Origin of the sequence: Donghicola sp., from assembly GCF_025210255.1 — a bacterium.
Classification (GTDB): domain Bacteria; phylum Pseudomonadota; class Alphaproteobacteria; order Rhodobacterales; family Rhodobacteraceae; genus Donghicola; species Donghicola eburneus.
Genome location: NZ_JAOARZ010000044.1, coordinates 188,505 through 199,712, shown reverse-complemented (window position 1 = coordinate 199,712; position 11,208 = coordinate 188,505). Strand labels below are relative to the sequence as shown.

At 56.5% G+C, this 11,208-nt stretch carries 12 protein-coding genes; 6 read left to right on the top strand and 6 right to left on the bottom strand.

Annotation, left to right across the window (positions count from 1 at the left end; all coding sequences use genetic code 11):
* Positions 1-18 precede the first annotated feature (18 nt).
* Both N4A58_RS20845 and betI read right to left on the bottom strand, forming a co-directional pair.
* A protein-coding gene (locus N4A58_RS20845; protein WP_293713359.1) for an IS3 family transposase occupies positions 19-1,160 on the bottom strand; the annotation gives its coding sequence in 2 pieces (ribosomal slippage) (positions 19-923 and positions 923-1,160; 1,143 coding nt in all).
* Positions 1,161-1,298: 138 nt separating this feature from the next.
* Positions 1,299-1,955 (bottom strand): transcriptional regulator BetI, encoded by a 657-nt coding sequence (gene betI / locus N4A58_RS20840; RefSeq protein ID WP_293713358.1) that lies wholly within the window; start codon positions 1,953-1,955, stop codon positions 1,299-1,301.
* Between the two features lie 109 nt (positions 1,956-2,064).
* Here betI and choX point away from each other — a divergent pair, with 109 nt between their 5' ends.
* The 3 genes from choX (at position 2,065) to N4A58_RS20825 (ending at position 4,683) form a co-directional block, all read left to right on the top strand.
* Positions 2,065-2,994 (top strand): choline ABC transporter substrate-binding protein, encoded by a 930-nt coding sequence (choX, locus tag N4A58_RS20835; RefSeq protein ID WP_367177065.1) that lies wholly within the window; start codon positions 2,065-2,067, stop codon positions 2,992-2,994.
* Positions 2,948-3,883 carry an alpha/beta fold hydrolase gene (locus tag N4A58_RS20830; RefSeq protein WP_293713357.1) on the top strand — a complete coding sequence of 312 codons (936 nt, stop codon included), beginning with the start codon at positions 2,948-2,950 and terminating at the stop codon, positions 3,881-3,883. Before choX ends, N4A58_RS20830 begins: the two co-directional genes overlap by 47 nt.
* A gap of 539 nt (positions 3,884-4,422) precedes the next feature.
* On the top strand, positions 4,423-4,683 hold the full coding sequence (locus N4A58_RS20825) for a LysR family transcriptional regulator (RefSeq protein ID WP_293713356.1): 261 nt from the start codon (positions 4,423-4,425) through the stop codon (positions 4,681-4,683).
* 314 nt (positions 4,684-4,997) lie between these two features.
* Here N4A58_RS20825 and N4A58_RS20820 read toward each other — a convergent pair whose 3' ends face one another.
* Positions 4,998-5,777 (bottom strand): lysophospholipid acyltransferase family protein, encoded by a 780-nt coding sequence (locus tag N4A58_RS20820; RefSeq protein WP_293713354.1) that lies wholly within the window; start codon positions 5,775-5,777, stop codon positions 4,998-5,000.
* 288 nt (positions 5,778-6,065) lie between these two features.
* Here N4A58_RS20820 and N4A58_RS20815 point away from each other — a divergent pair, with 288 nt between their 5' ends.
* The 3 genes from N4A58_RS20815 (at position 6,066) to N4A58_RS20805 (ending at position 8,337) form a co-directional block, all read left to right on the top strand.
* Complete coding sequence (locus N4A58_RS20815) at positions 6,066-6,413, top strand: CidA/LrgA family protein (RefSeq protein WP_293713352.1); 348 nt, start codon at positions 6,066-6,068, stop codon at positions 6,411-6,413.
* Positions 6,406-7,137, top strand: coding sequence for an LrgB family protein (locus N4A58_RS20810; protein WP_293713350.1), 732 nt, complete (start codon positions 6,406-6,408; stop codon positions 7,135-7,137). The genes N4A58_RS20815 and N4A58_RS20810 overlap by 8 nt, the downstream gene beginning before the upstream one ends.
* Positions 7,138-7,608: 471 nt before the next feature.
* Positions 7,609-8,337: a multidrug DMT transporter permease gene (locus tag N4A58_RS20805; RefSeq protein WP_293713348.1), complete on the top strand. Its 729-nt coding sequence runs from the start codon at positions 7,609-7,611 to the stop codon at positions 8,335-8,337.
* A gap of 72 nt (positions 8,338-8,409) precedes the next feature.
* Here the strand turns inward: N4A58_RS20805 and N4A58_RS20800 are convergent, their stop codons facing one another.
* Genes N4A58_RS20800 through N4A58_RS20790 form a run of 3 tightly spaced genes read right to left on the bottom strand, consistent with a single transcriptional unit; the run spans position 8,410 to position 11,042 of the window.
* Positions 8,410-9,174 carry an ABC transporter permease gene (locus N4A58_RS20800; RefSeq protein ID WP_293713346.1) on the bottom strand — a complete coding sequence of 255 codons (765 nt, stop codon included), beginning with the start codon at positions 9,172-9,174 and terminating at the stop codon, positions 8,410-8,412.
* The gene (locus tag N4A58_RS20795) at positions 9,174-9,977 is read right to left on the bottom strand and encodes an ABC transporter ATP-binding protein (RefSeq protein WP_293713344.1); all 804 of its coding nucleotides are present in this window, start codon (positions 9,975-9,977) and stop codon (positions 9,174-9,176) included. Before N4A58_RS20795 ends, N4A58_RS20800 begins: the two co-directional genes overlap by 1 nt.
* Before the next feature lie 45 nt (positions 9,978-10,022).
* The gene (locus tag N4A58_RS20790) at positions 10,023-11,042 is read right to left on the bottom strand and encodes an ABC transporter substrate-binding protein (RefSeq protein WP_293713342.1); all 1,020 of its coding nucleotides are present in this window, start codon (positions 11,040-11,042) and stop codon (positions 10,023-10,025) included.
* Positions 11,043-11,208 lie beyond the last annotated feature (166 nt).

The window sequence follows — 11,208 nt, the reverse complement described above, 5'->3', positions numbered from 1 at the left end:
TGAATAGCCCCGTGTTTTTTAGACGCCTTTGTTGTTCAGTTTCTGCTGCCGTTCGAATTCGATTGGCGACAGCATGCCGTTATGCGCGTGCTTGCGTTTCGGGTTGTAGAACATTTCGATGTAGTCGAACACGTCCTGCCTTGCTTCTGCACGCGTTCGGTATGTTCTCCGTCTGATCCGTTCGCGCTTAAGCAGGTTGAAGAAGCTCTCGGCAACGGCGTTATCGTGGCAGTTACCTCTTCGGCTCATCGAATGCTCCAGTTTGTGGGCGCGTAAAAACACAGCCCATTCCATGCTGGTGAATTGGCTGCCCTGATCCGAATGAATCAGGACCTTGTCGCGGGGCTTTCGACGCCAAATCGCCATCAGGAGTGCCTGCAGAACCACATCTGTGGTCTGCCTGCTTTGCATCGACCAGCCAACGACCCTTCTGGAATAAAGGTCGATGACGACAGCCAGATACGCAAAGCCTTCATGGGTCCGGATATAGGTGATGTCTGTCACCCACACATTGTCTGCTGCGGCAACGTCAAACTGCCTGTCCAGTGTGTTGTCCACGATGATTGATGGCTTGCCACCGTACTTGCCGGGACGGCGCTTGTAGCCAATTTGCGCTTTGATTCCGGCCAGTCGGGTCAGACGGGCTACACGGTTCAGGCAGATGCTTTCACCTTGCTCAAGAAGGTCGTCATGCAGTTTCCGGTGTCCGTAAACCTTGCCGCTTTCCACCCACGCTTCTTGCAGCATCACAGTCTGGCGCTGATCCTCCATAGCCCTGCGGCTCAGCGGGGCCTTCAGCCACGCATAGAAACCACTCGGCTGGACCCGTAGACAGCGGCACATCGCCCGAACCGAAAACAATCCGCGGTGCTCTGCAACGAACGCGTATCTCACTTTGCATCCCTGGCGAAATACGCGGTCACCTTTTTTAGGATATCCCGCTCCTCCGTCACACGTAGCAGCTCGCGCTTCAACCGGCGGATCTCAGCGTCCTTCTCGCTGTCGTCTGACGCCGACTTCGCAAACTTGCGCTTCCAAGCATAGAGCGAATGCTTGCTCACACCCAACCGCTCCGAAACCTCCTTCACCGGATAGCCTCGTTCGGTGATCTGCGCGACAGCGTCACGCTTGAAATCGTCTGTGAAATTCCCTGTGCCCATCATGGCCTCCTTGCCTCAAAATTAGCGAAGAAAGCGTCCACAATACACGGGGCTATTCAAAGCCTGGCCTGACATGTTCTCCGCTCGTTTGCGAACCGTGAAACATGCCACTTACCGTGAATTCATGCTTCCTGAGCTCTACGGCTTTGCCGCATTCAGGGTCAGAGCATTTGCGAGTGCACTCATCTTTGTTTTGGCAGATTGCCGCTCGGTCAAATCCCCGAATAAATTGTTAAGGACGCCTTCAATATGCGCAAAGGCATCCTCTCGGTTCAATCCGCCGATCTGCAAGCCGCATCTCATCCAAATGCCGTCAATCAAAAGGCTCACGACATTCGCGCCGCGCTCTGCTTCGGCTGGGGTCATCCCAGTTTCTTTTAAAGCCGTGACCAAATTACTATGGAGCCGGCGATAGATCACGGTCTGCAGCCTCTGAAACTGCGGATTGTGAGGGACTTCGGCACACATGGAAATCCAGCCGTGAGCCACTTCGGGACGAAATGTCGTCGGCGAAAAATTGGCTTCGAGAATGCCATAAAACTTTTCCCATGGGGTCGAGGCGAGGTTCATGAGGGCGACCGCCTCTTTTCTAAGCGTGGCATTCGCTTGCCGCAGTGCGGTTTCAATCAGGATTTGTTTGTTGGAAAAATAATGTAGCACGCTGGCCTTCGAAGCCCCCGTGTGATCGGCAACGCGTTGTAAAGTCGTGCCTTTCATCCCGTGAATGGATAGAACTTCGAAGGCCGCAGTTGCAAATTCAACGCGCCTGATATCCGCAATGCTCTTTCGGCCCATGAACGTACCTCCCGAAGCAGAGGTAGAATTTATTGACTCGCGGGTCAATGTATCCGTAGGGTCCACATATTGACCACGCGGTCAGTCTATTGGTTTAAGAGGGAAGCAGATGATGAAATCGACAATCCTTGGTGGAACCGCAACCGCCGTGCTTGTGCTTTGTGCCCAACAGGCCGCGGCAAGTTGTGAAACTGTTCGAATGGCAGAACCAGGATGGTCTGATTTGGCGCTGACGACAGGCGTTGCCAGCACCGTGCTTGAAGGGTTGGGTTACACCGCGGAGACCAGTGTCTTGGGCATTCCGGTGATCTATGAATCCATGCTGCGCAGCGACTTGGATGTTTTCCTAGGGTATTGGGATCCGGCAATGGAGACCTATTATCAGGCATACCGCGACACTGGCGAGATCGAGACAATCCACCGAAATCTAGAGGGCGCAAAGTTCACCTTTGCTGTGCCGAAATACGTATATGAGGCGGGCGTGACAGAATTTTCGGATCTCGCAGAACACGCCGAGGAATTTGACAGCCGTTTGTACGGGATCGAGCCCGGATCCAATGACATCATGCTGGATGTCGTGGCTACAGACGCCTTTGGTCTTGGTGATTGGAAGGTTGTCGAAAGCTCTGAACAGGGAATGTTGGCGCAGGTGAAACGGAGCGCGCGAAAGGAAGACTGGATCGTTTTTCTGGCGTGGGCTCCACACCCGATGAATACGGAGTTAGAGATCGAATACCTGAGTGGTGGGGATGATTTTTACGGTCCGAACTATGGCGGCGCGACAGTGCATACACAGGTGCGCAAAGGTTATCTGGATGAATGTCCCAATGTCGGAAAGCTGCTGACCCAGATGACGTTCGATGTGGCCATGGAAAGTGAGGGCATGGGCTATATCCTAGAGGACGGCGAGGATCCAAATGATGCCGCTGCAAAGCTTCTGAAGGCGCACCCCGAGTATCTGGAGAACTGGCTTCAGGGTGTCACCACCAAGGATGACCGAGACGGTCTGTCTGCCGTACGGGCCCATCTTGGGCTCTGACATTCGGATCGACACGGTGCTTTTGCAAAGAACTATTGATGGCCCGTGCCCGATTTATGTCGAAGTGCGCGGGCGCGAAACGGCGCCCGCTATTGTCTTGCTGTTGGGCCTCGGAATGCAGCTGGACGAATGGCCAAGGCCGTTTCTGGACAAACTCGCGCGTCACTTTCGCGTCGTTTGTATCGAGAACCGAGATATGGGGCGCTCGGGCCGATGTGGCCCAGACAAGAATGCGCAGGATGCTGCTCTGGGCGGGCGTGCATCGCAGGTCGCGTATAGTCTGTTCGACATGCGTGACGACGTGATGAGCGTGACGCGCGAATTGAACCTTCCGCGCTTTGCTGTGGTGGGCTTTTCGATGGGCGGCATGATCGCGCAGCTTGTCGCCGCCGAGGCAGGGGATAGGCTAACCGCGTTTGCGCAGATCTGTAGCTCTGCGGGAGAGGCTGAAGCCCCCATTCCCGCCGCCACCATGAAACGGTTTGAACGCGTGGCGAAGGGCTTTGAGAGTGACGCCGAGCTAATAGCGCATCTTGCCGATGACCTTATCTGGTGCGCTGCGCCGTCGCCCGTAAGCCCTTCGGAAGCTGTGGACTTGGCAACGGCGATGCAAAAATCAGGGTTCACAACCGGCGGCTATGGTAGACAATTGTTTGCCATAACGTCTTCCGGTGACCGGACCGAGTATCTGCAAAAGATCACAGCCCCCTCGTTGGTGATCGGCGCGGAGCAGGATCGCTGTATTCTTCCAGAGAGCTCGCATCGTGCTCATGCGTTGATTGAGAGAGCAGAGCTGAAGATGTTCAGCCACACTGGCCACAGTCTTGAGGCGCACATCCTTGATGACCTCGAAATGTGGTTGTTGGGGGCCCTTGGCCGCTCGTCATGAGGTGAGCATAACGCGCGCCAACTCGCCAGCATCGCGTCAGCCAGCGCAACAGTATCTTCGTAGATATGGTAGTCCACCAGTTTGCCCAGCGCAAAACGTGTAATCAGGGCCCAGTCGCTCACAAAGGGTTTGCCGGTCGCTGGGACTTTGAGGCGAAACGTGTCCTCGAGACAGGCCTGAGCCTCGGTTTCGAACGTGTCGCTGATCTTAAATTCGCCTTGCTCGATCACAGCGCCAAAGACATTGAAAAATGCCTGTGCCCCCCAGGTCCGATATGTGTGCCAAAAATCGGGCTTTTTGGCGGAGGGTTCAGGCCTACTTACGACAAAGCGGGCATCATCGCCCACCATTGCCAAGGCTAGGTCCATCTCGCCCGCAAAGACGTGCCCAAGGAATTTTTCCGTAAATGTAACAGCGTTCGTTCTGTTCTCCTGTCAACGCCGATTGCTGTGCCTCTGAATATTGATGGTTAGAAAACGATCCGTAATATGTTGGAATCGAACACTATCCGTTAAGAAATCTCCCGATGAGCCCGTGCAATGAATTGGGGTGATCTGAAACCGTTTCTGGCGCTGTTCCGAGAGTGCAGCCTGTCAGGTGCCGCGTGGTCGTTGCGCGTCGAGCATGCCACGATCGCCCGCCGGATCGATCGGATAGAGGCCGCGCTCGGACTCAAGCTCTTTGATCGTTTGGCACGCGGGTGGCGTCCAACCTACGAAGCGTTGGCCCCTGTCGAGAAAGCTGAAGTCGCAGATGGGACCGTTCCTTGCGAGCCATCCCGAAATCCAACTCGAGGTTGATGCAAATTCAAATCGCGCGGATCTGCAGCGGGCAGAGGCAGATCAGGCTGTCCGCATTGGGCCGGTCGAGGGGCAGGGGATCGCGCTGTTTCCGGACTTTTACGCCCGAGGATTGCCGCCTGTCGGGAATGCAGTCCTGTCGCGACTTTTGTATTTGGCCTTGCACGAAGACAAAACGCGCGTCTCGCGCGTGCGGCCGAATTCGTTGCGGAAGTGTTGACCAAGACGTTTCGATCAGAGCGAAGAGCCTTCCTTCTGAGCGGACAAAGAAATGGCGGTTCCAAATGCCGTTTGACCAAGTGGCGTCAAACCTCTCAGGCCATAGGGATTACGTGGCCATCATTGAACACCTGAACCATCGCGTCGCGCAGGCGTGCAACGTCTTCATCGACCGAAGCTCCCATGTCGCAATGGAACGAAGGCAAAACCACCAGTCTGACACAGCCACTTTTTGGCATAAATTGCCCCCGAGGCAGCAATCTGTCGGACCCCAAGATAACAATCGGCCGAATGCTGCGTCCCGTGGCGCGCGCCGCCAAGACCGCACCTGCTTTAAATTCACCCAGTGAGGCAGTTTGGGTCCGTGTGCCTTCTGGAAACAGGACCACCGATCGCCGCGAAGTCATCTGTTGAACCGCTTCTCGGAGTGTCTCCATGGCGCGTTTCCCGCTCTTTCGGTCGATCTCTACCAAACCCGCACCGATAAAGCCGGTTCGGAGCAACGGGGCGTCAAACAGCTCTTTCTTCGCGGCAAAGGTAAACCACTTCTGATCTGGCGTCGTGTCCATCAGGGTAAACCCGTCTAGATGGCTGCGATGATTAATCACAATAATGCTGTTGGTATCGGTACTCAGGGTGCGCCGATCCGCCTCTGACATCCTTGCGCGGATACTCAGAAGCCACAAAAGCCGCGAGCATGCCCGCTTTACAAGGCGCCAATACCATCCAGTGAAGCCTTTGCGTTTCGCGCAAAACAGCGGCGCGAAAGCGATGATAACAAAGTAAATCGGCCCCAACAGGATCAGGACCGTTCTTTTGGCGAACCTGATAGCAAAGGGGTCCACCGCCGCCTGCGCCGCGTCGCGAGTCTGCATAGTCTCTTCTCCCATTGCCGTCCATTCATGGATTGTCCGCCCCGAATGCCACGTGTTGCCACCACCGAGCCGACGAAGTTGTGAATGTTTTGTAAGGAAAGTTGCACCGCGAAACGAGTCCGTCTGTGAGAGTTAAATCGACGACGGGTTCATTTACCAACACTGCGGCCCCTGAAATCTACAGACGTTGAGATGACTGAACCGCAAAGCTTTGGTCAGAAGCCATTCTTTGATTTGTGGCTTTCGGGCTAAGGTGACACAACTTGCGAAGACATTCGGAGATACCCCATGCTGCCTTTTTTAACATTAATACTCCTCTGTCAGCTTGCGGGTGAGCTCGTCGTTGGCGCATTGGCCCTGCCTGTTCCCGGGCCTGTGCTGGGGATGGTGTTTCTTTTTCTCATCCTATTGATCCGCGGTCAGGTGCCAGCGCAACTGGAGCAGACGTCAAACGGGTTGCTGCGGTCGATGTCCCTACTATTCGTGCCAGCAGGAACCGGTGTGATCTTGCACCTCCAACTGCTTGGCGAGGCGTTGTTGCCGCTCGGGCTCGCATTGGTGATCAGCACTTTGGCGACCATCATCGTCACGGGCTTGCTCATGCACTGGCTTGGTCGGAAAGCATCTGATGGATAATTTACAAGAGACTTGGGTCTATCTCAGCGCGACACCTTTGTTTCACCTGACGTTGACTCTCATCGCGTTTCAGGCCGCCAATTGGGTCTTCGAGAAAGCAGGACGCAATCCACTGCTCAATCCGGTTCTTGGTGCCGTCCTTTTGGTCGTTGCTGTCTTGATCATGACGGGCACCGATTATGGGACCTATTTCGAAGGTGCACAGTTTGTGCATTTCCTTCTTGGTCCAGCGACCGTGGCGTTGGCCGTGCCGCTCTATCGTCAATGGCACCACGTGCGCCGCTCCGCCTTGGCGATCACCGTCAGCTTGATCGCTGGGTCGCTCACGGCCGTTCTGACCGCGATTGCGGTGACTTGGGTGCTGGGGGGCTCTGGCGAAGTGCTGGCCTCTGTTGCGCCCAAATCGGTCACGGCCCCGGTCGCAATGGCCATCGCCAAAGAGCTTGGCGGCTTGCCCTCTTTGACAGCGGTTCTAGTGATCGTGACAGGCATCTTCGGAGCGATGTTCGGCTCGGCCGTCCTCAATCTGGTGGGGGTGAAGGACTGGCAAGCCCGCGGTTTGGCCATCGGCACTGCAAGCCACGGCATAGGCACTGCGCGCGCCCTGCAGGTCAATGAAACTGCTGGAGCTTTCGCGGGTCTTGCGATGGGTCTGAACGCGTTGGCGACGGCGCTGCTGCTTCCCATCATTTGGACCGTTCTGTCGAGGCTCTTTGGGATTTAACTTCTACGCCGTGCCTCTTTGGGATTCCGCGCTCCGTCGGAATACCCGGTTTAAGGGCGCGTCACATCAGGTCGCGCCCATCGCGCCAATTATCGATGCGGGCAGGGCTAGTCGGGGCGACTGTGCTGCCAATCCGTCCTTGATACTGCGGCTTTTCCGCGGCTAGATTTGAGGTACCGACTGAGTGGCAACTAGGGTTCCGGGCGATCAGCCGCAGGACCGAGCGTTGCAGAGACCGGGGTGTTCCTGGCTGCACCCAAGGGATAAAAGCCCAGGGGAGGAGACGTCGAGATCAACCGCGCACTTGCCGCGCATAAGGAGGTCTCAATGACGCTTGGCTCAGTCTTTCTTGTTGTTCTTGCATCTCTCATCCATGCCAGTTGGAACTTGCTGGCCAAACGGGCCGCATCGGTTGGGGCGGTTTTCGTGTTTGCCTAAAATCTGGTGGCCTGAGTTGCTTATGCGCCGTGGGTGATCTGGCTGCTCGCGCAGGGAAACATTACTTGGACACAGACAGGTATCGGCTTCATTGTTCTGAGCGGGCTGCTCCATCTGACCTATAGCCTGTGTTTGCAGCGAGGCTATCAGGTGGCCGACCTGTCCGTGGTCTATCCCGTGGCGCGCGGGACTGGGCCGATGTTGTCGAGCATCGGCGCTTTCGTCATCTTGGGCGAAACGCCCACCGGAATGGGTCTGATCGGCCTTTTGCTGGTTGTGACAGGTATCGTGCTCATCGCCACAGAGGGCAGGCTGTCCGCATTCTCGCGCCCCAGCGGCCTTGTCGGGGTGCGGTGGGGGACGACGATCGGAGGCCTGATCGCCAGCTACACGGTGGTTGACGCCTACGCGGTCAAGACGCTTGGCATTGCGCCAGTGGTGCTGGAGTGGTTCTCGAACCTTTTGCGGTTCTTCCTGCTGTTGCCGCTGGTACTGGCCAATCCACGCCACGCCATCGAGTCGATGCGTGGCTACTGGTGGACCGCGCGCGGCGTGGGCTTGTTGTCGCCGCTATCTTATATCCTCGTGCTTGCGGCGCTGACGGGCGGGGCGCCACTAAGTATCGTGGCCACAATGCGAGAGATGTCGATGATGGTGGGCGCCCTCATGGGGATGCTCATCCTGCGCGAGGCGGTTGGCCCGTGGCGCTTGGTTGGATGCGGTGTGCTTATCGCGGGCTTGGTCTTGCTCTCAGCGTCATAGCGCGGTGACCGGCGACACGGGTCCGCTTCCTAGCGTCCACCGACAGCAAGCACAGCCCCGCTACGTAGCATGCTACTGCTGCGGGCGCTCTGCCCATCCGGCAAAAATGCGTTCCAACAAGACCACGAAGTAATAAAGGATGATCCCGAGCACAGCGAGTGCGATCAGCACGGCGAACATAAGCGGATAGTTCGAGTTCGTCTGACCCGAAAGAAACAACGCCCCCAATCCACGCCCATGAGGCGAGATAATCTCGACCAGATTGGTGCCGATGAACGCGAGTGTGACAGAGACTTTGAGCGCGCCGAAGAACTCGGGCAACGTCTTGGGCAAGGCGATCTTGCGAAAGATCGTAAACCGGCTCGCGCCGAGAGAGCGCAGGATATCGCGGTACTCAGGTTCCAGCGTCGACAGCCCGATGCCAACCGACACGGCGATTGGAAAGAAGGAAATCAGAAACGCCATCAACACTGTATTGAAGTTGTGCTGACCTATGAACAACAGCGCGAGGACGGGCACCAGTGTTGCTTTGGGGATCGCGTTAAACCCCACCAAAATGGGATAGAGCGCGTCGCGGGCAATTCGAGAAAACCCCATGATCATCCCCAGAAGCGTGCCAAACAGGACTGCCAAGGCGAGGCCTGCCACCGTCCGCCAAAGCGTTTGCCAGCTGCCGATCAGGAACAGTTCCCAGAATTTGCTATAGGCGGCAGGCAGGTCAGATGGCGAGGCCATCACATAGTCGGGCCAATTGTTTGCCCACACCAGAAATTCCCACAGAGCCACAAACAGTATGACGGCGGCAAAGGGAACTGCAATCTTTTGAAAGGTCTGCATCAGTGGCCTGCTACGTCGGCGTTGCGCCCTTGGGCGATCTTGATTTGCTCGCGCAATGTCGCGAGCATGTCGGAACACTCGGACGTGTACAGCCCGTCGAGTTTCCGCTGTCCATCCTGACCCGGGTACTGAACATCCAAAACAAATTGGGTTGTCGCGGGACGGCCGGACAGAACAAAAACCTGATCCCCGAGATACACGCTTTCGCGCAGATCGTGGGTGATCAGCACGGCAGTAAAGGGTTCTTTTGCACGCAATTCGTGCATCGTCTGCCACAGGTCTTCGCGCGTGAAAGCGTCCAAGGCTCCGAACGGTTCGTCCATGATCAGAACCTCGGGCTTGTGCACAATGGACCGGCACAGCGATGCGCGTTGCCGCATCCCGCCTGACAACTCTGATGGACGTTTCGCCTCAAAACCTGACAGACCGACCAGCGCGAGGAGTTCTTCGGCTCTTGCGATTTTCTGGGCGCGTGGCATCGACGGCGCGACGATTTCGAGCGGCAGGATCACGTTGTCCAAAATGGAGCGCCATTCCAGCAGAACAGGGTTCTGGAACGCCATCCCTACAGTTTTGCGCGGGGACTTCACGAGATTGCCGTGAAGCCAGACCTCGCCCTGATCCGGCTTCATCAGTCCGGCCACAAGCCGTGTCAGGGTCGATTTTCCGCATCCCGAAGGACCTACAACGGCGGCGAATTCCCCTTCTGGCACTGACAAATTCAGATTGCTCAGGACAGGTAGCAAGCCTTTGGGCGTTTTGTAGGCGTGGGTCACGCCCTTGATGTCGATCAGATTGGTCATGCATATGCTTGACTGCCGGCAGGGGGCCGCCGGCAGTCGATACCTTTACTGGAGCATCCGCAGGTCTGCGGCGGGCAGGTAGCTGCCATCAAAGTACGTAGAGATTGCGGGCTCTGTGCTGAACTCGTAGACCGATTTGGTCTGTTCAATAGCCGTGGTCATCCGCTCTTCATCAATGCCGCCAATGCCGTTTTCCTGCACGTAATCGGTCAGAACATTGGCGTCGATCGCCATTTGCAGGCGCTCTGTTTCCAGATCGGCGTCTGCTGCCGGATTCCGTTCGATCAGGGCTTCGATGGCTGTGGCGGGGTCCGCGATGGCACCTTTCCAACCCGCTGCGATTGCGGTCAGGAAACCAGTGACGACTTCGGGGTTTTCACTAGCGTAGTCGGTGTTGACGATGATCGCGTTGCCATAAAGCGCCACGCCATAGTCGGCCATCAACAGTACGCTCTGATCCTCCATCGGCACGCCAAGGCGTTTGAGGTTCAAAGTCGACGAGAACGAGAAGCCCGTGACCGAAGCAACCTTGCCTTCGGCGAGCATGGGTTCGCGGGTCGGGAAGCCCACAGGCTCTACCGTGATCGCGTCCATGTCGAGATCGTTCTCGGCGGCAAAAATCGGGAACTGTGCCCAAGCGCCATCCGGCGGCGGTGCGCCTAGAACTTTGCCTTCCAGATCTTTGGGCGTTTCGACACCCAGTGACTTGCGCCCAACAACAGCGAAGGGCGGTTTGTCATAGATCATCATGACGGCCTTGACCGGTGCCTCCGGGTTTTGGTCAAGGAAGCGCGTCAGGCTGTTGATATCGGCAAACCCAAACGGGAATGCGCCGGTCGCAACTTTCGGGATCGCATCCAAGGAACCCTGACCTTCCGTAATCGTCACGTTCAGGTCCGCATCCGCGAAAATGCCTGCGTCGATTGCGTGGAAGTAAGGCGCGGAGGGACCTTCGAACTTCCAGTCAAGCGCGAACGGCACATCCGTTTCGGCTAGGGCAACGCTGGAAGTCGCTGCGACGGCGACTGAGGCAGCGAAAGCTGCAGAGATGAAGCGATTGAACAAGATTTCCTCCTGAGAATTACACAACAGGACTGTTCATCACGTATTGCTGAGTGGGAATTCTTAGCGAGGCTTTGGCACTGAAAGAACCGGTTTACGTGGCGCTGTGCTATGGAATTGATCATATGGTCTAAAAAATGTGCGGTGTGGCGCCGAGTGCATGAGGAGG